This window comes from Rhodopirellula bahusiensis, from assembly GCF_002727185.1.
Classification (GTDB): Bacteria; Planctomycetota; Planctomycetia; order Pirellulales; family Pirellulaceae; genus Rhodopirellula; species Rhodopirellula bahusiensis.
Genome location: NZ_NIZW01000002.1, coordinates 584,768 through 611,717 on the forward strand (window position 1 = coordinate 584,768; position 26,950 = coordinate 611,717).

Sequence of the window (26,950 nt, forward strand, 5' to 3'; positions counted from 1 at the left end):
TCAGGAAGCACTTGCGTAGAGTTGGGTTTCTAAATCTTTGAGCGCCGCGAGATAGGCATCTTTGCCGCCGAATAGTTTGATGATTTCGACGGGCGTTCCCATGTCGTCGAGTGGGTCAACTTTGAGCACGTCCATGCTCTCGATCGCGAGGATGCCTTGGTTGGCGTATTTTTCCAGCAAGGCTTCTAGCACTGCCCGTGCCTGCGTTCCGTATTTGGTGAAGTAGTCTCGCTTCTTGACGTTCTCGGCTCTCTCCCGCCGTGTCAGGGGTGGTTGTCCGTACACGACGTGACACAGCAGGTCGAATGGGTCGAGGTCTTTGCCGACGTCATCCGCGAGTGCCTCAAAGAGAACGCCCTGTTCCTCGAACTCGGACATGATCGCGGCTTTCTTGTCGGCAGCATTCCAGGTCAGAAGGAACTCGTCCATGGAGGCGAATCGCGACATGACCTTTTTCTTGGTGTAGTCGCGAAGGGATTCGGTGATGAGTTTGCCGTCCGGGCCGTAGTACTGGATTCGCTCAGCGACGACGCTCACCTCGGTGTCCAGGACATAGTATTTCTTGACTCCTGGCTGCGGTGGTGGCGGATCATCGCCGTCGGTGTCGCCCTCGCTTGGATCGCCATCGGTGCCCTTGCCACCGGACAGGGGATCGTAGTCTTCGTCTGGGATCGGATCCCCATCGAAGTCGGGATCGGCGAACAGCTCGGTGGCCTTTTTGAAGTCCATGATCGTAAAGAAGAGTTTGTCGTAGTCTTCGTCGATCCGGGTTCCCCGGCCGATGATCTGCTTGAACTCGGTCATCGACTGAATCCGTTGGTCGAGAACGACGAGTTTGCAGGTCTTGGCATCCACGCCCGTTGTCATCAGCTTCGATGTCGTCGCGATGACGGGATAACGGGACTCTGGATCGATGAAGAAGTCCAGTTGCTCTTTGCCTTCTTTGTTGTCCCCTGTAATTCGGACGACGTAGCGGTCGTCTTCACCGACCAATTCAGGGTTGCAGTTGACTAAGGCTTGACGCATCCGTTCGGCATGGTCGATGTCATCGCAGAACACGATGGTTTTGTCGTAGGGGTTGGTCGCTTGTAGAAACTCGGTGATCCGCTGGGCGACGAGCTGGGTGCGTGGCTCCAGAACGAGAGATTTGTCGAAGTCCTTTTGATTGTAGATTCGATCTTCGATGAGATTTCCGTGCTTATCCAATTGTCCTTTGGTGGGGCGCCAGCCTTGGAGGTCTTTGTCGATGTCGACCCGGATGACTTTGTAGGGAGCGAGGAATCCGTCATCGATCCCCTGTCGCAGCGAGTAGGTGTAGATGGGGTCGCCGAAGTAATGAATGTTGGAGACGTACTGGGTCTCCTTGGGCGTGGCAGTCATCCCCAGATGCGTCGCGCTGCTGAAGTAGTCGAGCACCTCCCGCCATGCGGAATCGTCCTTGGCGCTTCCGCGATGGCATTCGTCGATCACGATGAGATCAAAGAAGTCAGGGGAGAATTCTTTGTAAACCTTGTCGCTCTCCTCGGGACCGGTGATGGCCTGGTAGAGCGACAAGAAAATCTCGAATGACTTGTCCGCCTTCCGATTGCGGATTTTGGTCATCGCGCCGCCGAACGGCTTGAAATCGTTTGTCTTGGTTTGGTCGACCAGAATGTTGCGGTCGGCGAGGAACAGAATGCGTTTCTTGGCCCCAGACTTCCATAATCGCCAGATGATTTGGAAAGCGGTGTAGGTTTTGCCGGTACCGGTTGCCATGACCAGCAAGACACGATCTTTCCCGGACGCGATGGCTTCGACGCTGCGGTTGATTGCCTTGGTTTGGTAGTACCTGGGGGACTTGCCCGATCCATCGTCGTGGAAGTCTTGATCGACGATTTGCTCGGCTTGGTCGTCGATGCCGCGCCATCGAAGGTAGCGTTGCCAAAGATCGTCCGGCGTTGGGAACTGACCGAGAGGGATTTCGAATTCAGTTTCCGGATAGGTCCGCGTTCGGTCGTGAATGAGGAAACCGTCCCCATTGCTGCTGATCGCGAACGGAACGTCGAGGCAATCTTCGTGGGAGTAGGACAGTGCCTGCTGCATCCCAGCCCCGACGGTGTGCTTGTTGTCCTTGGCTTCGACGATGGCAAGCGGGATGCCGGGTTTGTAGTAGAGGACATAGTCGGCACGTTTCTTCGGTCCTCGCGCCGTGGATCGCCCTTTCACGATGACGCGACCATCGGTGAACGTGACCTCTTCACGCACTTGCGCGTGCAGATCCCAACCCGCAGCCGTGATGTTGGGGGTGATGAATTGGGTGCAAATGTCGCGCTCACTCAGCGACTTCTTGTCGATTGAGTCCATGATTCCTACCTGATTTGGCGGGCAAAGGCCGGGGCATGTCGCTCAGGTAGGATGTGCGACGATGCCCCAGTCTTCTGTTTCAAGCTGTCCAGCGGCCAACTGGAGTGGCATCCCGTGCGGGAGTATAGACAGAATTGCCCGCCGAATGGGGTTCTCTGACATGTTCTTGTTCCGTAGACCCCAGACCAAGAAACGGTCGCGGGATCTCTACGCTGGACTCTCCGTGACTGATGTCGTCGGGATGCAATAGCCGGTGATCTCGCCACGTTGCAGCCGTTTCAACGATTCAAGCACTGAATGAGATCCATTCAGCGTTTTGATGCAATGTTTCGAAGTCACTGTTCAATGCTCGTTCCCGGACTGAGAACGTTCGAGCCCTTTGACCAGAGCGCAAATCGTCTCGGACAGATCTCTGGCTGAGACACGCCCCATTTTCTTGTCGCTGTCTTCATCCTCCAACGGTTCATCAGCTGGAAATGGCCTTGCTGCTAGTTCCAACATTTCGCCGACAGCAGTTTCGAGCGACTCGGGGTCGACTGACGCAAGCCCAGCGAGCAATTCCGGCAGTTCGAGCTCGACTGAAAACCGATACTGGGTCCCCGTGCTGATAGTCGTTTCAGGCTCACCGACGCACCGAAACAACAAGGTCGACTGGATCGCGAAGTTGGATGATCCTTTCCAGAATCGAATTCGGTCCCAATAACGATTGCAACCCTCCGAGACAGTCTTTTCGTTCGCGCCATCGTTAGAATGTGGGCGTTGAGTAATTTTCATTGGCTAGTTCTCGTTTTTGATTTGAATTATTGCATGCACTACACGGGCGATCCGGGATTCTGGAAGCGTTTGGTACCCAAGTTGAATCAGCTGAGGTGGTTATGCCTTCACGTATTTCGACGCCAATTCTTCGATCAGTCCTTCGACAACTGCCCGCTGAAGTTGGAGCTGCTCAAGTCGCTTTGGGTAGTCCGGGTCGTTTATCGCAGATTGGGCGCCAATTGAAGCGTTCACGTCGAGCCGAAAACCAGAACCATAGAGCGAAGATCGGAAAATCGCAGCCATGTTCGAGTAGTCTCGAGTCACATCCGCCAGTTCCGGGAAGTAGATAAGGCAAAGATAGTGAGCATTGGATGCAGCCGTGGGGTTGAACCGTAACGCCTCTTCCCCTTGCGATCCCAAGAAAGTTTGCATCTCAACGGTGCTCTCCTGAATGCAGCGGCATACCTCCTCGAACTTTTCACGGTTCAGGCGGTGTCTCCGTTCCTTCCGGTCCGCGTGCGAACTCGCCAACTGAACAAAGTAGCCGACGAACACACCTGCAAGCGCGAGCAATCCAGGTGCGATTTGCTCAAGTAGTTCCATTCTCAATTCACCTTCCATTGCGTGGCCGCAGTAGCGGACGTTGTCTGTCGTCTCTGGCCGATTTCCCAACCGGACAGGGCGCGGAATCTACTCGCAGGCCGGCTTCAATCTCTCAGAAGCGCATTTAGTAGAAGTCCGAAGCTCACGGCGGATCCAATCAGCAACACACCCCCGCCAACGAACTCTTGATCTTGGAAGATGGCGAGAACGCCTCCCGCCATCGCGATGAAGCCGGTGAGGCAAGCACCCAACACCGCGCAGCCTACGAGCTTGGTTCCCGGTTTGTCGTCCGTTGGTTTCTGTTTGTTGATCACTACGCGTTTGGTTGCTGATGAGGGTGAGCGATGGTCCCGTTGACCGTGCCAATTGGCCCTGCGAGGGATGAAATACTTTTGGACGGACATACTAAGGGGGAACGCCGGGGCGCGGGGCCGGGCCACCGGGTAGCCTACCCCCTTCGATGCTGCTTCCGTGCTGGCCGCGATGATACCCCGGTGATGTTGCCTCAGTCGCGGTGGACACCTTGGCGGTTCGCTGCCATGCCTCTGGCAACCCTCAGCAGTTCAGTCTGCTGGCGAGGTTCAAGATCACGGAACAACTGCAGCAATTCGGTCTCGTCCTGCACCAATGACACCGCCCGTGACACCGCCGATTGCGAACACCCTCGATTTCCCTGCGTTTCCGGCGGTTGTTCGTTTCCTAGCGGGGTAGCTTGACGATAGGTCAGCGAAAGCCGATTGAAGAAAGCCCCAGTGATTCACGGGTTTCTCTTCAGTCGGCTTTTTTCGTTTCTCGAGTTAGCTGCCCTGCACCGTTGGTGGTGAGCTTTGTGGTGTTTTCAAGGTCCGGTTTTGGCGACCGCGATGAGGGCCGGCGAAACTGGCCGGCAAATTTGCGGATCGTGATCGGGGCGTCGTCATCGTTCCGGCCATGATGATCGCGGGCATGCTGATGAGCGTTTGCACCAGCAGTCACGCACCTAAACTCGAGGCGTCCCAAACGACAACTCAGCCACGGTGACAGTCACCGCAGCCGAAATCTACTCTTTGACGTTTCGCAGTCCAAGTTCTGATCGATGACAGAGGCGATGAGATGACTCACCAATCTTCAATCGAAAACCTACAATCGACAATTCTCTAGTGAGCGTGAGCTTCTTCTTTGAAGTCGCCCGAGTACGGTGTGCCGTCAATCACGCCGGTCATGCTGCCTTCGTACTCTTGGACGACTCCGAGCTTTTCATGCGTGCCGATGAATCGCGAGGCTTTGCCATCGGGATCGCTTGCTTCCGGTGCCGCATTCAGAGTCACGGTCATTTCCGGCTCGACGATGTTCAGCTCAATGGTTTCTGCATCGATTGGGGTGGGCGTCTTTTCATCGCCACCTAGCACGTACACCGTCGCTTGAGTCTTGTCGTGATCGACTGTGAATTCGACGTGGTACTTTCCGCCACCCCAGTCGACGATGGTGCCGTCGTGAGGGCCAGCTCCATGACCATGGCCGACGACACTGTGATCGTTTTCGTCGCCTTCGGCGTGTTCGTGACCGGAATGATTGTCGATTTGGGCCGGTGGTTCGTCGACGGGCGTTTTTTGGCTGCAGCCAACGTTCATGACGAGACTGATGGTCAAGAGTGCGTAGTTGAGTGACTTCATCGTACGTTTCCTTTTGAGTTTGCGGCGGTGACAATTCCGTGGCGATTGGAGAAGCCACTGTCAAAACCGCGAATTAAAAAAACAATCCAATCCTTCGATCTAAAAGTCTTCTCTCTTCGATCGCAAATCTTCAATCGTGATTGCCTTGCCGCTGAACTTCCAAAACAGTCCGGGGTGAATCAGGAATTCGCAGAACGTTGACGTGGTCAATCCACCGAGGATGACCGTTGCCACCGGGTAAAGAATCTCACGCCCAGGTTCCTGACCGCCCAACACCAATGGGATCAGTCCAATGCCCGCGGTGAGTGCCGTCATCAGCACAGGTGCAAGTCGTTCGAGACTTCCGCGAATGATCATCGCTTCCGAGAACTCTTCGTCTTCCTCTTTCATCAAGTGGAAGTAGTGCGTCACCAGAAGAATCCCGTTGCGAACCGCGATCCCTCCGAGCGAGATGAAACCAACCAAGCTGGCGACCGTGAGACTTTGCTGCGTGATGACCAAAGCCAGCACACCGCCGATGAAAGCGGTCGGCAGGGCGTTGAGAATTTGCAGGACGATTCGCACCGACGGGAACAGCAGCATCAGCACCACGAACATGCCAACGACGGAGATGCCGGCCAGAACGATGATTAGCTGAGTCGCACGCTGCTGGCTTTCAAACTGCCCGCCATACTCGATGAAATAGCCGACCGGCATCTGCACTTCAGCGCCGACTCGTTGTTTGATTTCACCCACTGCACTGGCAAGATCGCGGCCCTGCGTGTTGCAGCGGATCACGATCCGTCGGCGGGCGTTTTCGCGATTGACGGAGTTTGGTCCGGTGCCTTCGCCGATGTCAGCGACCTCTCGAAGTTCAATCTGCCCACGTTCGGTTTCGTCAGCGTGATGCGGCAAGTCAATGCGAAGACGACCGAGATTGGCATAGTCCGTCCGATACTCCTCTTCCAAGCGAACAAGCAAATCAAAACGACGTTGGCCTTCGAGTACTTGCGAAACCACCTCGCCTTGCAAAGCCGTTTGCAACACGTTGGCAACATACTCTCGCGTCAATCCGTGCAGGGCCAAGTCGTCCGCACGCAATTCGATATGCAACTCAGCCGTCTCGCGAATTGGTTCGACGATCGGCGGCGTGATGCCGGGAATGTCTTGGATGGAGCTTTTGACTTGCTCGGCGACTCGGCCCAGAGTGTCGAGATCATCGCCGTGGATCTTGATCGCGATTTGAGCGTAGACGCCCGAAACCATGTGGCTGATCAAGTGGGCAAGCGGTTGTTCGACTTCGATGTCCACGCCCGGCGCTTCGTCGCTGAGCTTCTCCAGTAACTCAGCCAGGATTTCCTCGCGATTGGTCTCGGAATCTGGATTCATGCTGAGGATGTATTCGCCGAAATTAACTGGCGACGCATGTTCGTCCATCTCGGCCCGACCGGTTCGACGAACGAAAGACAGGATTTCTCCATCGGGCCTTTCATCGGTCTTTTGCATTGACTGAAAGACCGCGTCGATCGAACGCGAAACTTGGTTCGACGCGTCGAGTGACGAACCAGGCGGAAGGGTCACGTTCACTTGGATGCTGCCTTCGTCGAAAGGCGGCAAGAAGTTTCTGCCCAGTTGAGACATTTGCCAAGCCGCGAGTGCAACGGCAATCCAAGTCAGGACCAACAGCGTGCGAGGCATCGCCATGCTGAGTCGTATCAGCGGCGTGACGAGTGTCTTCAGCCCCCGTAGCAAGAACCCGTCGCCTTCGCGGTGAGTCGCACCTGACTCGGGCAGCAAGTAGTACGAAAGCACCGGCGTGACGGTCATCGACACGACGAACGATGCAAGAATCGAAACGATGTACGCAAACCCGAGCGGCGTGAACAAACGGCCTTCCACGCCCGAGAGCGCGAACAGGGGCAGAAACGAAAGGATGACAACCGCGGTGCCGAAAACGATCGAGCTGCGAATCTCTTTGCTGGCTTCGAAAACAATGACGATTGAAGATTGCCGATTGTCGATTGGTTGGGCGTTGTTTTGTTTCAAGCGACGGAAAATGTTTTCAACGTCCACAATCGCGTCGTCGACCAATTCGCCCATGGCAACGGCGATACCGCCAAGAGCCATGACGTTGATCGACAGTTCGCTGCCACTGAGGATTCCGACCAGACGGAAGACGAGCGTCGTCAAAACAAGCGACAGCGGAATGGCGGTCAGCGTGATGAACGTCGTGCGAAAGTTCAGCAGGAATAGGAACAAGACGATGATGACCAGCACCGCACCGATCACGAGTGCTTCGGCAACGTTGAAGATTCCACGGTCGATGAAGTTCTTCAACCGAAACAGTTCGCTGTTGACGATGATGTCGGCTGGCAACGACGCTTCGACCTCCGCGAACGCCGCGGCGACATCGTCGGTCAGTTTTCGCGTGTCGACATGCGGTTGCTTGACGGTCGTGAACACAATCCCTGGCCGTCCGTTGACGCTGCCGTCGCCACGTTTCAGTTGAGGTCCCTCGGTGACGCGTGCAACCTGTTCGAGCAACACGGAGCGTTTGGGATTGCTGCCGACGGGAACCTTTTTGAGGTCTTCAATGACGACGCTCGGTTGCGGCCCGAGTCGCCCAAGCACACGAATCGGACGCTCTGTCTCGCCCGTCACGGCAAATCCGCCGCTCGTGTTGATGTTGCTCTCCCGCAGTGCTTTCTCGACATCCTGCACCGTGATGTCGTATTCCAACAGTGCCGTGGGATCGATCAGAATTTGATACTGCTTTCGATCGCCGCCCTGCATGAAGACTTCCGCGACACCGGTTGTTTTCAACAGCCGAGGCCGGATGATCCAATCCGCGATCGTACGCAGTTCAAGTTGTTGCTTGGCATCGGAATAGAAGTTGGCTTCATAGGTTCGTCCGTCGATCTCAATCGTCGCCGTCCCAACGTTCGGTTCCTCTGCTGCTGACCAGGCAACCGATTGCGGTGCAAGTTTGTCCCACGTTGCAAAGTCGTGTCGATCGCCTGGTCGCCAAACTTCGATGTGCGGCGTTGGACTATCGGCCGCGGTCATTTCCGCCATCAGATTGGTCGTGCCGACTTGAGCAAGCTTTCCGCCGTCGGGACCGTCTTGTCGATAGATGCCCGCGACGACGATTTGGCCCATGATCGAAGAGGGCGGTGTCATCTGAGGCCGAATTCCCGCTGGCAAGATTCCTTCAAGTGTTGTCAGTCGTTCTTGCACGGTTTGACGAGCCGCACGGATCTCGGTCGACCAATCGAACTCGACAAAGATGATGTTCAAACCCGATGTCGACTGACTGCGAACGGCTTGCACACCGTTGGCACCCATCAACGCGATTTCGATCGGCTGTGTGACCAGCGTTTCGACTTCTTCGGTCGCTAAGCCTGATGCTTCGGTGATGATGACCACGCGAGGCCTGTCGAGGTCTGGAAAGACATCGATCGACATTTGCGTCGCAAGGTACGAGCCATAGACCAGCACGACCAAACTGATCACGACGACCAGCATGCGGTATCGGAGCGAATATTTGATAATGAAATCGAACATATTTATTGTCGATTGAAGAACGAAGAACGAAGATTGGATTTGACGCGATCTTCATTCGACGAACTTCAATCGTTATTCGGCCTTTGCTGTTTTTCGAGATGCAACCATGATGGCGGTGATTTGATTTGCTTCGTCGAGGAGGGATTCGACCTTCCCCTTTGCTAACAATTGGCCCTCGATGATCAGCTCGAGCCAGTAGCAGCTTTCGTCTGCCTCTTCGATGACGATGCTGAGCTTTGAGACGAACTCGGCCTTCGATCGGCCACGGCACGCCGCGCGATAGTTCGCCCCAACCGAGGTCGCACTGCGGATCAATTGATTGCCAATCGGACGCCCCACCGCATTCTCTGGCAACGCACCAACCAGCTTCATCACCCGCAAAGCAAACCGCTTCGTCCGCTGCTTCAGTTCCGAATCATTCACTTCTCATTCCCTTTTCATTTCTTTGCCAACAACCAATCGTCAATCTTCAATCGACATTCTTCAATCAATGCGCAGCATGCACCGTTCCGTCCGGATGGACGTGCAAGCCGGGTTGCTCGCCGCTGGCTGTTTGCGATTTCAAGACTCGGTTCAACGATGCGGCGGAACTCTGGGCCAAGTAGCTTCCGCGAGGAATGCTGCCGTCGTTGGCGATCACGATTGACTGACGGTCTTCGTGCAGGACATGAACTGGGAACCGTTTGAAAAGGTCGCCATTTTGACGGAACACATACGCCTCCGGACCTTCCCGAACCACGGCTTCAGCGGGCACAACGATGACATTTTCAAGCTGTTCGACCGGCACGCGGATCCTTGCTCGTTGACCGGGGCGGAATCGCCAAACCAAGAACTGCTTTCCCGATTTCGCGTAGGCGTGAGACTGATTCGACAACGGCACAAAGAAGTCGAAGGTGCGGCTGTCAGGGTCGATCGAATTCGATAAATGCCGAATGTGAAACGTTTGCGAGATCTTGGGCCAATCGCCGGCTTCGTCTTCCGCAAACTCGATCTCGACGGGACGGTTCTCCGCCGCCGCCTTCTCCAAGTACGACGCCTCGCGTTTGAAGGCGTGACCAACGACGTACAGCGATTGATGGTTCGATAGCTTGGCGAGCAACTGACCGGCCTGCACCTGTTGGCCCATCTCCACGCTCAACTCTTGAACTTCATAAGCTACTTCGTTCGGTGAGGCGGAATCGGTAATCAGACTGGCTAGCTGAACGGGAGTGTTGGGTTCGCCGATCGAAGCGATTAGTCCAGCCAATGGCGGCGGAGCGGTGACTTCGATGGTTGAGACAAACTGCCCTTCTTGTTGAACGAGATCAATCTGCTCGGGACGCAAGCCTCGCGTCAGCAAATCCTGCCGAGAGGATTGGATGATCGCCCGTTGGCGGCTCATGTCTGCTCGCAGTTCGATCATCTTCGCCTTGGACACCGCACCAGTGCTAACGGCTCCAGACAAGCGGTCGATCTGTTCCTGGATGATGCCCGTTTCTTGATTCGCCTTGAACAGTTGCGTTTGCGTGTTCTGCAAATACTCGCTGAACAAACGAAGCGTGAACAAGGCATCGCCCGGCCGCTTCGTATCGCCAGGAAATCCGTCGATCGCGGTCACGATGCCAACCGCGGGCGACGTCACGCCACGATCCGATAGTCCCGGTCGGTCGGCAACGACACCGGGGATCGTGACTGATCTCCAGTAGTCTTGCGGCTTCGCGGGAGCGGACGACAAGCCAAGATTTTTCCTCGCTTGTTCGCTGATCTCAAGCACCGTTTGCTTCTCGGTCGGCTCGGCCGATGAGTGATTCGTCGGCGTTTCACTCGCCTCTTTGCTACTGAGCAATTCGGCTCGGAAGAACCAAGTCGCTACGACAACAGCGACGATGATCGCTGGCCCAAGGTATTTCATGATGGAAGATTTTCGATGGAAGACTGATGGTTTGCAGGGATGGCGAGTCCTACCAACCCGATGCGCGCGCAAGGAACGTTGTGGTTGAGCGCACCCGCTAGCGCGTCGGCTTGGTCGGCGAAGAAAAAGCCGACTGCGCAACGTGCTGCAATGTCATAGAAATGAAGAACGTGAAAATCGAAAACAACGATCTCAAATCGTCAAATTTCAATCTTCAGTCGACAATTCACAGCCGAAGAGAGGCCGTGAGAAGGTAGATGGGCAGCGTCCGATAGCGATCCGGCGGATCACTGGTGCGCCATCCTGGTGGAAGGCTGACGGGAAGCGGATCTGAAAACCCGACCCGGTCTGCCGAGTGGAACTCAAGCCCGATCGTCCCCGATGCTCGCGTCAGCGAATGACCCGAAGCAGCCAAATAGACGGCATCCGAATCGTGTTCGGCCGCCGGCGAAAGCAAGGCATCTTGCGAAGCCGAATCGTCTTCGCTGGCATGCTGATGATGGTCGTCATTTGAGTGAATATCATCATGAGCGTGACCATGCAGGTGCACATGCGGCCGCAGAGCATGATCGTCCGGTTCAGCCACACCGCTACCCGCGTGCGAATGAGGCAAGCATTGCCCGAGCACAAAAAGCGGAATCAGCAGGAGTGAAAGAACACGGTTCATGCCAAACAACTTAACTGCCCATTCGAAGATTCGCTATAGCGACCCAGCAATTGCCTATCGAGGGAGAATCGCGGCACTGTCACCTCCGATGCACTGAACTCGACGGAGCGTCAGCCGCATGATTCGCTGCCGATCACAAATCGACATTCAGTTTCGTCCGTCGGCAATTGGATGCCCCAACTGGAAGTCACGAATAACGTGTCCGGTTTTCGAAGGCGAATTTCGTCGCTGAGCAATTGACCGCTACGCAGTCTGTTTTAGCTTTCTGCCGAGTGCCCATGCGAAAATGGTGGTCGCGATCGTGGCAACGCATGAGTAGAGAACTCGTACCAAGTTCGATGGCATGTCGACCAACATCGAAGCGGCCAGCAAGAATGCGAGATAGACGAGTGTGTAGGCAATTGCCAAAGGGAACGATCTGCAACGTCCCATGACGCCATGCCAACGCGCTGCGAAGAGACTGCCGTACAGCACGATTGCCGGCGTGAAAACCGCGATCATCGCGAACAGAACGATCTGCTCTCGATTCAGAGGCGATCCTGAAGTCAGCAACGACATCAAACCAACGCCCGCCGACAGAATGAGAATGCCGACGACCGAGAGCATCATAAGACGCCGTATCCAAGCCCTTCCGTCTCGGTGAATGAATCGCCAGATCGCCAAACCAATTTGCTTGTCGAGTGATTCGATGCGATTCAACATGACGAGCGTTTCAGGTCCATGACAGCGCCGACGTACTCTGGCCGAACGTATCTGTCTCGACGCCCGCGTCCTGCAACAACCGCACGAATAGATTGCTCAGCGGCGTGTCTTTGTCTTGCTTCATGTCGACGTAGCGACCGTGGTCGTATCCGCCGCCGGCCAGGAACACTGGCAAATTCTTGGCTTCGTGGGCATTCGCGTTCCCGAGATTGCTGCCAAAGAGAACCGATGTTTGATCGAGCAATCGGGACCCTTCTTCGGACTTCGTTTTCATCGAGTCCAGCAAACTTCCGAAGCATTCGACGATGCCAGCTTCGATCTTTTGAAGTTGGTCAATCTTGGTTGGGTCTTGCCCGTGATGGGAAAGGTTGTGATGGTTGCCTGTGACCCCGTCGATCTTGGGAACGACGTAGTGATCTTGCACCATGACCGTCACAACCCGTGAGGAATCGGTTTGCAAGATCAGCGGAACCAAGTTCATCAGCAATTGCGTGCGACCAAGAATGTCAGCCGGATCATTGATGTCTTGAGGCTTTTCGGCATCGATGACTGGCTTCGGCCGATCCATCCATCCGGCCGCCGCGGCGATGTTGGTCTCCGCTATGCGAACCGATTCAAAGTAGTCGTCTAGCAGATGATTGTCAGAGTGACTGGCCCGGCCACGCAGCGATTTTGTTTCGCTTTTTAGTTGATCCAAGATGCTGCGTCCATCAGCCAGTTGACGCCGTTGCCGCTCGACTTCGCTTGGTTTGCCGCTCAAGAACATCTTTGTGAACAGATTCGCGGGACTGACTTCCGCTGGAATCATCACACCGCCCGGAGTATACGATTGGCTCTGCGGCTTCATCGTTCCGAGCGTTACGGAGGGGAACCGCGTGGAGTATCCGTGGTGCGCCGCCGCGATCTGGTCGACCGATACACTGTTGCGAAACCCGTCCGTGCCGGGCTTCTCAGCCGCAGTCAGCCACGTCATTTCGCTGTCGTGAGGCTGCCGACCGGTTTGATGTTCATGAGACAGCCCGGCAAAAAGTGTGAAGTCGTTGCGATGATTCTGAAGTAGATTCAAGTACGGCGTCGATTCGTAATCCTTGCCCGTGGTTGTCGGCCACAGGTTGGGCGGATGCAAACCCAACGCCGTGCAAACGAACACCATGCGCCGCGGCGGCGTCATCTTGCTGGCCGCGAAAACGGGATTCATGCATTCCAGCATCGGAAGTGCCAGCGAAACGCCCGCGGATCGCAGAAAGGTTCGTCGGTGGAGATGGGGCATGATTGTTCTTGGGTTAAATCGAGGCTCGTCGTAGTGAAACTCGTCAAGAGTTTCATGCTGCTGTCTGCCGAAAGTCTTGGCGACTTCCGCTACTTCTCTCGGAACAAGCGGCTTTGAATGACCGCGTGCAGTAAGTCGCGAGCCGGATAGTCTTGTGACTCATTTGCACGCAGGATTCCCTCGATCACATCGCGGTCGGCAAATTGAATTTCGCCGCCGGTCGAGTAGACGACGAGTTGAGACACGAACTGCCGGGCGACTTGCTCTTTCTGGTTCATCAAGGCTTGTTTGAATTCATCGATCCCCGAGAAATCAACGCCATCTGCGGTCGCACCACTGGCGTCGGCCGGCGGCCCTTGATGAAAAGATTTGCCCGACAGTTTGGCGAAGAAACCTTCGCCGGCCCCGGTTGCTCGGTAGTGTGTCCGGTAGCTGCCGATTGGATCAAAGCACTCAAGTGCAAACCCCGGTGGGTCGATCTTTCGATGGCACGCGTTGCAACTTTCATTGTCACGATGAGCCGTTAGGATTTCACGAATCGTGGTCTTGCCGCGTGTGTCTGGTTCAATCGAACCCACGCCGGGTGGCGGTGATGAGGCCGGTGTGCCCAACAAATTCGTCAACACGAAATTACCGCGAGTCACAGGCGAAGTAACGGTTCCGTTGGCCGTAGTTTTCAGGACCGCCGCTTGCGTCAGCACACCGCCTCGATGCGATCCTTCGGGCAAGGAGACTTTCCGCATGTGTTGGCCCGCAACCTCGGCGATCTGATAGTGCGACGCCAGTCGCCGGTTGACGAACGTGAACTCAGAATCAATCAGGTTGGTGAGCGGGAGATTCGCGTTGAGTAATTCGGTGAAGAACGCCCGCGTTTCACCGACGAGTGACATGCCGAGGATCTCGTCGTACTCAGGATATAAGTCTTCGTCAGGCGACGTCGCATTGACTTGATCGAGCATCAACCATTGCCCAAGGAAGTCATTGATGAATCGTTCGGCCTTTGGGTCCGCCAACATTCGCTCGACCTGCGTTTTCAGCACGTCGTCATCGCTCAACTTGCCGGCGTCAGCGAGCTTCGTCAGCTCCGCGTCGGGAATGCTCAACCAAAGGAATGCTGACAAACGTTTCGCCAAGGCGTGATCGTTCAGTTCGCCAGCCGATTCGTCAAACAGCAAGAACTGAGGCGACGAAAGAAGCGACCGTAACGGTACACGAATCACTTCGGTGAAATCGCGATCCTCGTCGATCGCAGACTGAGCCAACGCAATGAACCGATCCAGTTCACCGGGCTGGATCGGACGAGCAAAAGCATTCGTCGCGAACGATTCAACGATTTCTTTGACGTGTTCACTCGGATCGGCTGATAGTTCGATCCGTGGTGCCTCGTCGTCGGCGTCTGGGATTGCCAAAACGTCGCCGAGCAGTTGCCGCGTTCCGGTCGGCGGCCAAACATCGTGAATCGGTCCGCTCATTTTCCAAGACCGAATTGCCAGTCCTGGTCCCTGGAAGTTTTTGGAACCAAGCACATAGAGGCTCGCGATCGCGGCGTCATCACTTTCAACTGTGATATAGACCAGATCACCAGGTTGAAGGAACGTTTCGATCGATAACGTTATCGGCTCTCCCGGCAACAAGTCATCGGCCGCGATGATTGTCGCTCCGCCGCTGGGTTGTTTCGCGATGATCTTGTAGGTGACCGGGCCCTTGGACTGGAACGCTTCCAAGCACGGTTCGATTCGATACATGCCTGACTGTTGAATCGCCAGCCCAAGGATTCCGCTTTGGATCAGATAGTCGGAGTCGCGAAACAATGCGACGCCTTGATTCAGACGGCGTGAAACGTTGCCGCCCAATTGAACGGGCTTTTCGTGGAACTCATTCAGGAAAGCATTGCCTTCCAAATCAAACGTGATGTCAACCTTTGACGGCGCAACCAGTTGAAGCGAATGATGGAGAGCTTCGTCGGCCGCACGCAGGAAACCTTCCATGTGAATGGCCGACAAACGCTGTGATGTTCCCACCGTGTCGAAGCTGCCTGATTCGCTCTCATCGGGAAGCGATGCCGTGACATCCGCAGGGATTCCCAGTAAGTCCTGCAACACGTATCCATACTGTCGCTTGGTCAATCGCCGCGCCGGAACGCGACCACTGCGACGTTGGCTGACAAGACTCGCTGCGTTGAGACTCGCATGCAAGGACTCGGTGGCCGCCGACAATGCATCCGCATCGGGCCGCGATTCACTCGGCGGAGGCATCTCGCCCGACCGAGTGCGATCCAGTACGCGAACCCACATTCGGAAGGAAGCTTCGTCGTTCAGGTCACTTCCCAATGAATCAAAATCGAGGGACGTATCCGTGCCAGAATCATGGCACCCGATGCAGGTCGTCTGCACCAATGCTTTCATTTCGACGGAAGGAAATTCACCCTTCGCTGCTGTGCTGACCCACAGCGATGCCAACGATAGGTAGACGGCTAAAAAGGGTGGCTGACGATTCGTCATTGAATCTGACCCGCGATTGATCGAGTTGAAACGCTGTTTCCAAACGGAGTCTTTGCGGCCTGTTGTTTCAGAGGACAGATCTTCAGGTTGCGGATGAAAACGGACGACGAAACGATTCCGACTCCACCACCCGACTTCGCTTGGTCGGAGGTCGCAAACAAGAATGCCGGCCGCGCATCATCGTCGATGTAGATTCGGCAGATGCCTTCGTCCACTTCCAGTCTGACATGAAACCATCGCTCGCGTGCCCAATCAACGCTGTTGCCATGATTGAAATTGACGACCACCGACTGATGTACGCCCGTGGTCACGACGCCTTGCCGAAGTCGTCGCGGTAGCTGATCGTTGAACTGTGGCCATGGGTTGAGCGTGATTCGATCGTAGTTCATCCCGGATTCGTCGACGAAGAGAGCCAGTGTCGGATGAGATCGCTGAGGTGCCGAAACGTCCATCTCGATGGTCCCCGTTTGAAATTGGACTCCCTCTACCGTTGCGATTGAGTCCGCCCCATTGGTCCGTACTCGCAGCGAATTTTGTCCTTGGTGGTAAATCGCATCGAGTTGGACTGGGGGCGATCCTTTCCAGGACTGGCCTTGAAATTCGATGCTGTTACCGTTGGGCCGTTCCGCATTGGCCTGCATCGTAAATAAGCAACACAACCAAGTCGCCAACGCAAATCGCGTCCATCGGGTTTCAGTTCTCATGAGACCAGTTCCTTGGTTCGAGTTTGTTCCAGCGGTGGACGTGATAAAGAGAATCACGTTGCATTCCGACCTCTCGAACGGAAACCACATGCAAGGCGAGTAGTGTCCGCGTTTGATTCCGTCGCTTCGACACCGGATTGGTTTCGCTTTGTATCCCTTTGTCGATCGCTAGCGGTCCACTGGCTTCTTAGGTACACCCGCATTTCGGATCTCATCGAGAAGGTCGCAAGCTTCTCGGCGTAATTCCGATGCGGTGGTGATATCTGCGTCCATGATTTGGTGCTGATCAGCGTCAGTCGTGTAGGTTGGCCAATTGGGAACGCCTTCCACGTTCGGGTTGCCCGTCTTGGCGAACTGCACCCAGTAGTCCATGAATGCATCGGAGAGTTTGGCGTCCTCTGGCGAAGGGTTTTCGAGCTTGCCGAACACGTAGCCAATCTCGGCCGCATGTGCCGCGCCCATCCATCCCCACACCGGCTTGGTGAAGTGATACATCCACACGTCGCTGCCTTGGCTATCCATCGCCCGAGCGAACTGACGAGCCGGCTGCACGAACCAACCGTCGGTGATCAACTGCACCGCAGCTTTTCGCAAGTTCTCGTTCGTATCTTGCAAATAGAACTTCATCAGCCGATCGGCGTTGTCACCGAATCGCTCCACCAACGCATCGCGGTAGTCCTGCATGTTTTTGAATCCCTGCCGACCGGCGAACATCGTGCCTTCGTCTCGGTTGGTGCCGACGATGGTGGGGATGTCATGCTGCTGTCCGTCGGCGTAAATCTCCAGCGGACTCTTCAGAAAGACATGGCCGTCGATCGCAACCGGCCAACGCTGTTTGACTTTTTCAAGCAACTCTTCGGCTGGCAAGGCACGCAGTTTCGCGATTGGGTCCTCGACATCGTCGCTAAACAAACGGTTGGTCTGTTCCGTGCCATCGAACTCCGCCGGCGGACCGTTGTCAGTTTCCTTTTTTAGTTCGCGAAAGATCACGGGGTCGAGCCAAGGACTTTGCAAAATTGCCCGGTGGAACAGCCCTTTAGAAAGCGGCGTCGCGGTGAGCAAGTAAACGCTCGTCCCTCCCGCCGATTCGCCAAAGATCGTCACGTTGTCAGGATCTCCGCCAAAGCCCGCGATGTTATCGCGAACCCACTGGAGTGCTGCGATTTGGTCGAGGATCGCGTAGTTGCCTGATACGCCATCCGGTGACTCAGCTGACAATTCCGGATGCGTCATGAAGCCCAACGCTCCGAGCCGGTAGTTGATCGACACCAGAATCACGTCGCGGTTGGCCAGAGCATCGCCGCCACCGTTGCCTTGGTTGCCTGATCCTTGCGTGAACCCACCGCCGTGAATCCAAACCATTACCGGACGTTTCTCGGTTTTGCTTTCCGTAGATCGCCAAACGTTCAAGTACAAACAATCTTCGCTCTGTCCGCCCTGCGCAAAATTCTTTTGCTGCATCGATTTGGAACCGTACTGGTCGCAAACGCGAACATCGGACCATGGATTCACCGGCTGCGGCGGTTTCCATCGCAGGTCACCGACGGGGGCAGCCGCGTAGGGAATGCCTTTGAAGACTTCGACGGAAGGATCCCGCGACGGCACGCCTTGGATCGGCCCCGAAGTGGTCTGCACGATCGCCTTGGTCGCTGCCTTTTCAACCGACGTGGTAGACGCTTCGTCCGAACCGTCCTCCGTGATGCAGTACACTTTCGTCAGCGTCCGCACTAACAATTTGCCGCCAGCAATGCTGGGCGTTGCGATGCAGAGTTCATCCAGCGGGTTGGTGTCCAAGATCTCAAACTCAGGTCCGGCCTTGATGACATAAGTCAAACCTTGCTCACTCAAGCAGAAAACCTTGCCGTCGTAAGCCCACGGCGAAGCGGTGAACGATCCCTTCGGAGAAAAGCGTCGTTTGCCGTAGACTTCTTCGCCGGTCAACGCGTTGTGACACGTCATGAAGCCTTGGTCGTAGACCGTGTAGAGATAGTCGCCGTAGACGATCTGTGTCGTGTTGTAGGGAGAGGCTTTGGGCTGATACCACTCAATGAATTCGCTGCGCGCGAAGTCACCATCGGGTGCGATGTCACCGCTCGCACCGGGCCGAATTGCAAACGTCGGACGATGAGCGTCACCGACATATCCCGACGACAGGTAACACATTCCGTGAGCCGCGAATGGCGACGGAATCACCAGAATCGACATGTCACCGTCAAACCTCCAAAGCTCTTTGCCGTCGAGCGAATAGCTGCGGTTGACGCGTTGACCCGGCACCACGATTTCTGTGCGGACCTCGTTCTCCCAAACAAACGGCGTCGCCCACGACATCACTTCGTCACGCTTGGTCCGCCAATTCTGGTCGCCGGTCTTGGTATCGAACGAAGCGATCCATGACGCTTCTTTGTTGTCGTAGACCACGAACACCTGATCGCCATGAACGACCGGAGATGCGGCCGCGCCATAATCCATGTTGGTCTTCTTGGGCTCGATCATCTGTTTCCACAGCAAGTCTCCATCGAGCGAATAGCAGAACAAGCCCAGGTCGCCAAACAACACAAACAGACGTTCTCCGTCCGTTGCGGGGGTTTCGGCCGCATACGAACTCTTCGGATGACGAGGCACCACTGGACGGCCTTGGAACGCTTCCCGCTCCCAAAGCTTGTCGCCAGATTTCAAGTCGAAGCAGAACACTTTCCAGTGATGAATTCCCTTGGCTGGATCGCGCACGCCTTCGCCGAGATACAAGCCACCTTGCGGTTTGATGTTCTCTTCCTCGGCAACGACTGACGAAACAAAAACTCGGTCGCCCACCACGATCGGGCTTCCCCAACCTTGGCCTGGCACGTCGGCAACCCACGCCACGTTTTCCGTTTGGTCCCAGCTATCGGGCAGGTCCGGATCGTCCGCCACGACGCCGGTAGCATCCGCCCCACGAAACCGAGTCCAATTTTCGTCCGCGAGCCCAAGGCGGCAAAAGATTAAGAAGGCAGACAACGCGACGAGGCGGATCAAGACAATGTCTCCAAAAATGGAAGTCCGAGCAAAACTGCCAGTGATTCTCTTCGATCGCCGGCGTGATCGCCATCGCGAAACGGAATCACCTCGTATCGTTCTGTACTCGACCGCCGCGGTTGTCCATCTGACCAGCGCCGGAACCGGGGGATACCGCCATGCGACTACGCGTTTTGTCTGTTCGCTCAGGAGGTACGAGGACGCTTCGCCCAAACCGCTTGCCTTGTGTTAGGACCGTCGCCTAGTTTGGGGCCGTCCTATTTCCATTCGCCAAGCCAGCGTGCCGCAAAAAACGAGGTGGTTGGCAACCTTGCCCGCCATGCTATGACCGAAAGACGACCGGAACCCGAAATCGTTTTTCGCTCGCCATCGCACCGCGATTGCATGGATGCTCGGTTGGTGCTGGAATCGGTGGGGATCTCGAACGAGATGATGCGACAATCCGAGGACTGGTGCCTGGTCGTGCCCGACGATCAAGTTGGCGCCGCCTTCGCTGAGTTGCAGTCGTATCGCAACGATCGTCTTGCCGAAACCAAACAGACTCTGCCATCCAAAGCCGTCGTGTTCGGTGGTTCGATTGCGGGGGTGGTTTATTACGCCATCTTCATTGTCTCGGTCGCGGTGCTGGCGGATACGTCTGCCTATGGGATCGACTGGAAAACGGTCGGCCAGATGAGCGCCGGTGATGTGATGAACGGTGAGTGGTGGCGAACGATCACCGCGCTGACCTTGCACGCTGATGCCGGGCACTTGCTCTCGAATTTGGTTTTTGGTGGTGTCTTCGGCGTGCTGGCGGGCCGTCTTCTAGGTGGCGGATTGGCTTGGTTGGCAATTGTCTTGGCCGGTGCTCTGGGGAATTTGATGAACGCCGTGATTCGGGACGCGGCGCACACTTCGATCGGTGCATCAACCGCCGTGTTTGCCGCGTTGGGGATTCTGGTCGCGCACGCGATGCACCCTCGATACAAAACATCGACGAAGGCCTTGGTTCGCTGGAGTCCCTTGATTGGCGGCGTCCTGTTGTTGTCGTTCATGGGGCTGGAAGGCGAACGGACCGATGTGTTGGCGCACGTCACCGGCTTCGTCGCTGGAACGCTGTTTGGCTGGATCGGATGCCGCTTGCCGGAGGCGTGGCTTGCCCGCAGTTCGTTCCAAATGGTCGCTGGCGTGATCACCGGAGCAATCGTGGTTGGGGCTTGGGTGCTCGGCGCCCGGTGATGTCCCTTTTTGAACTCATTCGCTGAGTTCATTCTCTTGGTTGTGGGAATACCTGCGGAGTTCACGCCCGGGCAGCGTTCACGTGGAAGCGCTTACAGTGTATTCTATACAGAGAGGTGTACGTAATTGGCGTAGCGAAAACCGGTGGTACTGGGCTGCGCATCAATCAAACCGTGCTGAGATTCTGCGAACCCTGAACGAGACATGACCCGAAATCAATCACGTGACATTGGCGAGTTCATGACGAATCATCCCCGTATGAAATGCCTCCTGACGATGGCCGTGGGATGGTTGTTCGCCATTGGCGTCCCTTCAACAGTGTCAGCGCAAGGTTTGATTGACATCGAGGAGCCGCCGTTTTCTTACTCTGACACGGTCGAGGACAATCGCGTCAGCCGGTTGATTGCGAAGATCCAGTCCAAAGAAGTGCGTCTCGATTACAGCAAGCCACGCGGGCACTTGGAATCGCTCCTGCAGGCACTGGACATCCCAGTTTCATCGCAAACGCTGGTGTTTTCCAAGACCAGCATGCAGGTCCAGCACATTTCGCGTTCCAACCCGAGAGCCATCTACTTCAACGACGACACTTACGTTGGTTGGGTGCGCGGCAGTTCGTTGGTTGAAGTCTCAACCGCCGATTCGAAGTTGGGAGCGGCGTTCTACACCGTCGACATGAAACCCTGGCGAGCGAACATGACTCGGTCAGACTATGACTGTTTGGGTTGCCATGCCACATCGATGACCGGCGGGCTGCCGGGGCATATGATGCGGAGCGTTTCGCCGTTCCATGACGGCGGGATCAACGCTCAGTTCCCCTCGCACGTGACCAGTGATTCCAGTCCCTTTGCGGAGCGTTGGGGCGGTTGGTACGTGACCGGCAACCATGGTTCCATGAAGCACATGGGCAACGCCTTCTTGCGAGGCAACACGTTGGATCTGCGTCGCAGCGGCAATGTCACGGACTTGGATGATCGCATTGACACCTCCGGGTACCTATTGCCGACCAGCGACATTGCGGCGTTGATGGTGCTGGGGCATCAAACCAGTGTGCACAATGTTCTCGTCAAAGCGGACTTCACCGTTCGAAAGCTAGAGTACGATCGTGCACAGCGTCTAGCGAAGGGGCACAGCACCAGCGAAGGAGACGCAGAGGAGCAGTCAATGCAAATCACGCAAGCTGCACGCCAAGTGTTGAAGGCAATCTTGTTCTACGACGAGGAACCGTTGGAGTCACCCATCGAAACTGCGGGCGAATTTGTGCCTGAGTTCGAGGCACGCGGGCCGATCGATTCGAAGGGGCGATCCCTTCGACAGTTTGATCTGCAAACCAGGTTGTTCCGATACCCGTGCAGTTTCCTGGTCTACACCGAAGCCTTTGATGCCTTGCAGTCAACGCTGAGAAATGAAATTTTGACGCAACTACGAACCATCCTGACCGGCGAGACTGTGCCCGACCAATACTCGCACCTGAACGCAAAAACGCGAGCCGAGCTACACGAGATCTTGAGCGAAACCCTAAAGGGTTATTGAGCCGGACAGGACTGAATCGCCTCGGACTTCACAACGTTAAGCGACGATTCCTGCTGCATCCAGTTCTCGACAGTCGAGCCGTTTGCATGTTGATTCGCGTTCTCTCCAAAGCAACCGCAGCAAACGCCAGAGCGATCAATTGTTCTCTTTTGACATGAGCATGCTCGCCATCGAAGCCACGCCCACGTCGGTTGAATTTCTGAGCATCTCGAGCTCCGATCCACATTCGGCTTGAAGCCAATCAGCGAGTTCTGGATTTTCCTCTACGCCGCGGAGGAGAGCGTGCAGCGATTGCGTCTGCATCTCCGTGTCTGGTTGCGTCAGCGATGCCCGAATGCACTCAGTGATCACTGCGGTCATGGCGTCGTCTTCGAAGCGGATCTCGATGCGATCGGGCAAGCTAGTCACCCAACGGATGGAACGATTGGCGACCCAAGCGAAGGAGACGACCATCATGAAAAGGAGTGCCACTGCAAGTAACGCGAAAAAACGTCGGTTCATCGTCGGAACTCCTCAGCTAGAGCCACACGGAACGACAATTCAACAGTGCTGTCGGTTGTGTCATTCACGTCAAGGTGCACTGCCACCATTGGTTGAAGTCGCGTCTCATGATTGTACCGCCAACGCCGGAGCCGCGCTACTCGGAATTGGTTTTGGTCGTTGACTGCAGGAGTTGGCTCGGTGCGTCTAGCGAGAACCTGACCCATCAAAATGCTGTGCAGTTTTGAAGTGCCGTGCTCGCAACAGCTTACGAACCTCGTCCGCTGGCAACGGGCTTGTCGATTTTGCTGTAGGTTGGCCACTCTTGGCCGACATCCGCAACCTGGACGGGCAAGAGTGCCTTTTTGTACCCCACATCTTTTGGGAGCCGCTTGCGTTGGGAATACAAGCGGTTTAAGGCTAAACATCCCTTTCCGAGGAATCATTAGTGTTTGATTAGCGGCGATTAGTGTTCCCTTGACCGCTCTAGTGGAACACTAATCCACTCTGATCGGACACTAATCTTTGGTGTTTCGAGATGTGGGGTATAAAAAGGCAAGAGTGCCCATCCTACATACATTAAAACCTCGTTGACGACTCAATCGACAAGCCGCCGCATGAGAGGGCGAATGCAATCGCTGCATCTGCCCTCTGTCGCGTCCATTGAATGTCGCGTTCCTTAGCAACGCGTGAACAACAAGTCACGATGTTAGCGGTGTGGCGCAAGCCGCCCGGTGAGGAACCGGAGGGCTCGCGCCCTTCCGCTACGTCACTTGTTGTTAACGTGGTTCTTAGCTGGAAGCAGCCAGGACGCCGTGTGGGTCGAGGACGAATTTCTTCGCGGCTCCTTGGTCAAAGTCGGCGTAGCCTTGCGGGGCATCTTCCAGCGAGATCACCGTTGCGTTGACGGCTTTGGCTATCTGACAACGCTCGTGAAGAATTGCCATCATCAGGCCTCGGTTGTACTTCATCACGGGGCACTGACCGGTGGTGAAATGCAGCGATTTGGCCCAGCCCAAACCGATTCGGAGCGATAGATTGCCGGTGCGGGCTGCTTCGTCGATTCCGCCCGGGTCGTCGGTCACGTACAAGCCAGGGATTCCGACGCCGCCTCCGACTCGGGTCACCTCCATGACTTGGTTGAGCACCGTCGCGGGTTTCTCGACACCTGAATCGCCACCATGACCGCGGGCTTCGAAGCCAACACAGTCAACGGCACAGTCGACTTCGCGGGATCCCAAGATCTGTTCGATCATGTCAGGCAGAGAAGCGTCGGTTTTGAGGTCAACCGTCTCGCAACCGAACGAACGGGCTTGCGCGAGCCGTTCCTCCACCATGTCGCCAACGATCACGACCGCGGCACCGAGCAACTGAGCCGCGTGAGCACATGCAAGTCCGACTGGCCCTGCCCCGGCGACGTACACGGTGCTGCCGGTGGTCACGCCCGCGGTGTACGCGCCGTGGTATCCGGTTGGGAAGATGTCCGACAACATCGTCAGATCGCGAATTTTCGCGAGGGCTTGGTCGCGATCGGGGAAGGCGAGCAAGTTCCAGTCGGCGTAGGGAACCATCACGTAGCGTGATTGGCCGCCGATCCATCCGCCCATGTCGACGTAACCATAGGCTGCGCCGGGGCGATCCGGGTTCACGTTTTCGCAAACGCCGGTGTCGCCGTCTTTGCAACAACGGCAACGACCGCAAGCGATATTGAACGGCACGCTGCAGATGTCACCCTTTTTGATGAACTCCACATCACGCCCGGCTTCCACGACTTCGCCGGTGATCTCGTGTCCGAGCACCATGCCGGCCGGAGCTGTTGTACGTCCGCGGACCATGTGTTGGTCGGAACCGCAGATGTTCGTCGAGACGACTTTCAGAATCACGCCATGGTGACACTGCCGAGTCTTGCCTCGGTAGCTGAGTTCCAATTTTGGATCGTCGATCGACTGAACGTCGACCTTTCCATCGCCAAGGTAAACAACACCTTTGTTATCTGACATCGAAACACGCCTTTTGAAGAATGGGCGGCAAGACTACCTTGTCGACGTTGACGGGAAGATCCTCGCCTCTAAAGAGAAGGGGCAGTCTACCAGATCAATTTCGAATCATGGGGTGACGCGTTCAATGGTTTCGCAAGGTCAATAGACTTTCGCGGTGAATTAGAAACCACCGCCGCCGAGGGCTTGGTAAGCGTTGATGATCGCACTGAGCTCTTCTTGCTTGGTATCGATCAGCAGCATCTTGGCTTCCATCAATTCACGTTGAGCGAGTAAGACCTCGACGTATTCCGCACGAGCGTTTTGGAACAGTTTGCCGGCACTGTCGACGGACTCTTCCAACGATCGAAGCTGTTCTTTCTTGATCTCGATGCTGTTGCGGTAGTTGTCGACTTTGGAAACGAGGTTGACGACTTCGATGTGAGCTTCCAAAACGGTTTGTTGGTAGTTGTAGATGCTCTGCAACTGAAGGGCGTTCGCGGTTTGATAGTCGGCCTTGATCGCTCGCTTGTTGATCAACGGCCCCACCAGTTCTCCGGCAACGCTGTAGATCAGCGATTCTGGAGTTCGGAACAGGTATCCCGTTGCAAAAGCGTTCCAGCCCAAACCGGCGGTCAGCGTGAGCGAAGGGTAGAAACGAGCACGTGCGACTTTGACGTCCAATCCGGCGGCGGCGACTTGACGCTCTGCTTCGCGAATGTCGGCGCGGTTTTGCAGCAATTCTGAAGGGACGCCGGAACTCAAGGCTTGCATGTTCAGATCGATGAAGTCGACTTCGGTGCGGTCCACGTGTTGTGGGTAGCGACCGACCAAAAAGTTGATTCGGTTTTCAACTTCGACGATCTCTTGAGCGATGACGGCCCGCTCGCTTTCGTTCTTGTGCACTTCCGCTTGGAAACGCTGCACAGCGAGCTGGTTGCCCCGGCCGGCTTCTTTCATTGCGCTGGATATGTCGAGGCTGCGCTGTTGGATCTCGATCGTCTTGTCGAGAGTCAGCATGCGATTGTCGAGAGCGAGCAACTCGTAGTAGTTGTCGGCAATCTCAGCGACCAGACGTGTGATGATGTAATTTCGCCCTTCTTGGGTGGCGAGGTAACGCATCGCGGCGGCGTTTTGAGCGTTTCGCAGACGTTTCCAAATGTCCATTTCCCAGGACACATTGGCGGCGACGAGAAAGTCTGGCAGCGGATCGGGGAAACCTTTGCCGGGGGCAACTTCCAACTGTTTTTCCACGGCACCGTCACGAGTGTGCTCGCCTGGCTTTTCGATCCCAGCCCCGACTCCTGCGGTCACGAACGGACGGTACTCTCCGCTGCGTGCATAGGTTTCGTTGCACGCGATTCGGATTTCTTCGGAAAGGATTCGTAGTTCTTGGTTGCCAACCATCGCTTGCTGGATCAGATCCAGCAAATACGGGTCGGTGTAGAACACGCTCTGCGGTAAGTGAGCTGAATTCTGGAACGTTGAAATGCCGAAGTCCAGCTCGTCCTCGTCGTAAACAATCGTTTCGCCGGATTCGTCCATCACTGACTCGGTGACAACATCAGCGGTGGCATTCACCAAGGTGGTGGGCGTGGAATCCTGAGGCGTTGTTTTGGAATTTGGAACGTCGGATGACTTGATGTAGCTGGCAAACGTCTTGTTCTGTTCATCCAAGTCGGCGGATGCGAGGTTTGTCTCAGCAGAGATCCGCTCACTTTCCTTTCCGCTGGGATCGGAGACTAACGTTTCGACGAACGAAGCGGTTTCAACTAGCGATTCCGCTTCGTCGAGATTGGCGGGCGTATTCGTGCTCGCCGTGGGACGTGTGGAGTCCATGCCGTTGTTCCAGTTGTAATGCTGGGGCATAGCAGGGCCAGGCTTCGCGCCTCGCAAGCAAGGAATGCCGCATCCCGGAGTCGACAAGAAGGAGCCGCAGATCAAGGCGGCGATAGCGGCGCGTTTGGAAATCTGGACGCGCGAAACGGTAGGCGATGAAAGGTTCATGTTCGTCCTGGTTGAACTGGCGGGGATCGGCATCCTGCCGAAACGTTTTCTCGAATCCGCATTGACGGACAAATGGTCGTTTCACTGAAAAGCGA

General features: G+C 55.7%; 20 protein-coding genes. 4 read left to right on the forward strand and 16 right to left on the reverse strand.

The window, feature by feature from the left end; translation table 11 throughout:
* The 13 genes from hsdR to CEE69_RS05025 form a co-directional block, all read right to left on the reverse strand.
* Positions 1-2,343, reverse strand: a complete 2,343-nt coding sequence (gene hsdR, locus CEE69_RS04960) for an EcoAI/FtnUII family type I restriction enzme subunit R (RefSeq protein ID WP_199169792.1) — start codon at positions 2,341-2,343, stop codon at positions 1-3.
* 342 nt (positions 2,344-2,685) lie between these two features.
* Positions 2,686-3,117, reverse strand: a complete 432-nt coding sequence (locus CEE69_RS04965) for a hypothetical protein (protein ID WP_099259588.1) — start codon at positions 3,115-3,117, stop codon at positions 2,686-2,688.
* Positions 3,118-3,216: 99 nt separating this feature from the next.
* The gene (locus tag CEE69_RS04970; protein WP_158230959.1) at positions 3,217-3,708 is read right to left on the reverse strand and encodes a hypothetical protein; all 492 of its coding nucleotides are present in this window, start codon (positions 3,706-3,708) and stop codon (positions 3,217-3,219) included.
* 1,130 nt (positions 3,709-4,838) lie between these two features.
* The gene (locus CEE69_RS04980) at positions 4,839-5,354 is read right to left on the reverse strand and encodes a hypothetical protein (RefSeq protein WP_099259591.1); all 516 of its coding nucleotides are present in this window, start codon (positions 5,352-5,354) and stop codon (positions 4,839-4,841) included.
* A 99-nt stretch (positions 5,355-5,453) separates the two neighbouring features.
* Positions 5,454-8,897 (reverse strand): efflux RND transporter permease subunit, encoded by a 3,444-nt coding sequence (locus tag CEE69_RS04985; protein WP_099259592.1) that lies wholly within the window; start codon positions 8,895-8,897, stop codon positions 5,454-5,456.
* Between the two features lie 72 nt (positions 8,898-8,969).
* On the reverse strand, positions 8,970-9,320 hold the full coding sequence (locus CEE69_RS04990; RefSeq protein ID WP_099259593.1) for a four helix bundle protein: 351 nt from the start codon (positions 9,318-9,320) through the stop codon (positions 8,970-8,972).
* 64 nt (positions 9,321-9,384) lie between these two features.
* Positions 9,385-10,788: an efflux RND transporter periplasmic adaptor subunit gene (locus CEE69_RS04995; RefSeq protein WP_099259594.1), complete on the reverse strand. Its 1,404-nt coding sequence runs from the start codon at positions 10,786-10,788 to the stop codon at positions 9,385-9,387.
* A gap of 226 nt (positions 10,789-11,014) precedes the next feature.
* Positions 11,015-11,455, reverse strand: a complete 441-nt coding sequence (locus CEE69_RS05000) for a hypothetical protein (RefSeq protein WP_099259595.1) — start codon at positions 11,453-11,455, stop codon at positions 11,015-11,017.
* A 243-nt stretch (positions 11,456-11,698) separates the two neighbouring features.
* Positions 11,699-12,157, reverse strand: coding sequence for a hypothetical protein (locus tag CEE69_RS05005; RefSeq protein ID WP_099259596.1), 459 nt, complete (start codon positions 12,155-12,157; stop codon positions 11,699-11,701).
* Positions 12,158-12,167: 10 nt separating this feature from the next.
* Positions 12,168-13,427, reverse strand: coding sequence for a DUF1552 domain-containing protein (locus tag CEE69_RS05010; RefSeq protein WP_099259597.1), 1,260 nt, complete (start codon positions 13,425-13,427; stop codon positions 12,168-12,170).
* Between the two features lie 89 nt (positions 13,428-13,516).
* The gene (locus CEE69_RS05015) at positions 13,517-15,928 is read right to left on the reverse strand and encodes a DUF1592 domain-containing protein (protein WP_099259598.1); all 2,412 of its coding nucleotides are present in this window, start codon (positions 15,926-15,928) and stop codon (positions 13,517-13,519) included.
* The gene (locus CEE69_RS05020) at positions 15,925-16,632 is read right to left on the reverse strand and encodes a hypothetical protein (RefSeq protein WP_143549153.1); all 708 of its coding nucleotides are present in this window, start codon (positions 16,630-16,632) and stop codon (positions 15,925-15,927) included. The genes CEE69_RS05015 and CEE69_RS05020 overlap by 4 nt, the downstream gene beginning before the upstream one ends.
* A 168-nt stretch (positions 16,633-16,800) precedes the next feature.
* A complete protein-coding gene (locus CEE69_RS05025) occupies positions 16,801-19,644 on the reverse strand; it encodes a carboxylesterase family protein (RefSeq protein ID WP_233214752.1) in 2,844 nt (947 codons plus the stop codon).
* Between the two features lie 4 nt (positions 19,645-19,648).
* Between CEE69_RS05025 and CEE69_RS33065 the strand changes: the two genes are divergently transcribed.
* The 3 genes from CEE69_RS33065 to CEE69_RS05035 all read left to right on the forward strand — a co-directional run bounded on the left by CEE69_RS33065 (position 19,649) and on the right by CEE69_RS05035 (position 22,392).
* Entirely contained in the window at positions 19,649-19,876 is a 228-nt protein-coding gene (locus CEE69_RS33065; RefSeq protein WP_233214753.1) for a hypothetical protein, read from the forward strand.
* A 92-nt stretch (positions 19,877-19,968) separates the two neighbouring features.
* Complete coding sequence (locus tag CEE69_RS05030) at positions 19,969-20,862, forward strand: rhomboid family intramembrane serine protease (protein WP_099259601.1); 894 nt, start codon at positions 19,969-19,971, stop codon at positions 20,860-20,862.
* A 204-nt stretch (positions 20,863-21,066) separates the two neighbouring features.
* Positions 21,067-22,392: a hypothetical protein gene (locus CEE69_RS05035; protein ID WP_099259602.1), complete on the forward strand. Its 1,326-nt coding sequence runs from the start codon at positions 21,067-21,069 to the stop codon at positions 22,390-22,392.
* Positions 22,393-22,527: 135 nt separating this feature from the next.
* On the opposite strand, the gene CEE69_RS05040 is transcribed toward CEE69_RS05035, so the two are convergent.
* From CEE69_RS05040 to CEE69_RS05060, 3 genes are all read right to left on the reverse strand, one after another.
* A complete protein-coding gene (locus CEE69_RS05040) occupies positions 22,528-22,893 on the reverse strand; it encodes a hypothetical protein (protein ID WP_233214755.1) in 366 nt (121 codons plus the stop codon).
* Positions 22,894-23,663: 770 nt separating this feature from the next.
* Positions 23,664-24,872: a formaldehyde dehydrogenase, glutathione-independent gene (gene fdhA, locus CEE69_RS05055; protein ID WP_099259604.1), complete on the reverse strand. Its 1,209-nt coding sequence runs from the start codon at positions 24,870-24,872 to the stop codon at positions 23,664-23,666.
* A 159-nt stretch (positions 24,873-25,031) separates the two neighbouring features.
* Positions 25,032-26,687: a TolC family protein gene (locus CEE69_RS05060; protein WP_233214757.1), complete on the reverse strand. Its 1,656-nt coding sequence runs from the start codon at positions 26,685-26,687 to the stop codon at positions 25,032-25,034.
* Between the two features lie 64 nt (positions 26,688-26,751).
* Here CEE69_RS05060 and CEE69_RS32760 point away from each other — a divergent pair, with 64 nt between their 5' ends.
* The gene (locus CEE69_RS32760) at positions 26,752-26,943 is read left to right on the forward strand and encodes a hypothetical protein (RefSeq protein ID WP_199169799.1); all 192 of its coding nucleotides are present in this window, start codon (positions 26,752-26,754) and stop codon (positions 26,941-26,943) included.
* Positions 26,944-26,950: the final 7 nt, after the last annotated feature.

Bases quoted from the DNA above. Each gene is read 5' to 3' on its own strand.
- hsdR (WP_199169792.1), bottom strand. From the start codon at position 2,343: ATGGACTCAATCGACAAGAAGTCGCTGAGTGAGCGCGACATTTGCACC.
- CEE69_RS04965 (WP_099259588.1), bottom strand. From the start codon at position 3,117: ATGAAAATTACTCAACGCCCACATTCTAACGATGGCGCGAACGAAAAG.
- CEE69_RS04980 (WP_099259591.1), bottom strand. From the start codon at position 5,354: ATGAAGTCACTCAACTACGCACTCTTGACCATCAGTCTCGTCATGAAC.
- CEE69_RS04985 (WP_099259592.1), bottom strand. From the start codon at position 8,897: ATGTTCGATTTCATTATCAAATATTCGCTCCGATACCGCATGCTGGTC.
- CEE69_RS04995 (WP_099259594.1), bottom strand. From the start codon at position 10,788: ATGAAATACCTTGGGCCAGCGATCATCGTCGCTGTTGTCGTAGCGACT.
- CEE69_RS05000 (WP_099259595.1), bottom strand. From the start codon at position 11,455: ATGAACCGTGTTCTTTCACTCCTGCTGATTCCGCTTTTTGTGCTCGGG.
- CEE69_RS05005 (WP_099259596.1), bottom strand. From the start codon at position 12,157: ATGTTGAATCGCATCGAATCACTCGACAAGCAAATTGGTTTGGCGATC.
- CEE69_RS05010 (WP_099259597.1), bottom strand. From the start codon at position 13,427: ATGCCCCATCTCCACCGACGAACCTTTCTGCGATCCGCGGGCGTTTCG.
- CEE69_RS05015 (WP_099259598.1), bottom strand. From the start codon at position 15,928: ATGACGAATCGTCAGCCACCCTTTTTAGCCGTCTACCTATCGTTGGCA.
- CEE69_RS05020 (WP_143549153.1), bottom strand. From the start codon at position 16,632: ATGAGAACTGAAACCCGATGGACGCGATTTGCGTTGGCGACTTGGTTG.
- CEE69_RS33065 (WP_233214753.1), top strand. From the start codon at position 19,649: ATGTCTCCAAAAATGGAAGTCCGAGCAAAACTGCCAGTGATTCTCTTC.
- CEE69_RS05030 (WP_099259601.1), top strand. From the start codon at position 19,969: ATGACCGAAAGACGACCGGAACCCGAAATCGTTTTTCGCTCGCCATCG.
- CEE69_RS05035 (WP_099259602.1), top strand. From the start codon at position 21,067: ATGACCCGAAATCAATCACGTGACATTGGCGAGTTCATGACGAATCAT.
- CEE69_RS05040 (WP_233214755.1), bottom strand. From the start codon at position 22,893: ATGAACCGACGTTTTTTCGCGTTACTTGCAGTGGCACTCCTTTTCATG.
- fdhA (WP_099259604.1), bottom strand. From the start codon at position 24,872: ATGTCAGATAACAAAGGTGTTGTTTACCTTGGCGATGGAAAGGTCGAC.
- CEE69_RS05060 (WP_233214757.1), bottom strand. From the start codon at position 26,687: ATGGACTCCACACGTCCCACGGCGAGCACGAATACGCCCGCCAATCTC.
- CEE69_RS32760 (WP_199169799.1), top strand. From the start codon at position 26,752: ATGCCGCATCCCGGAGTCGACAAGAAGGAGCCGCAGATCAAGGCGGCG.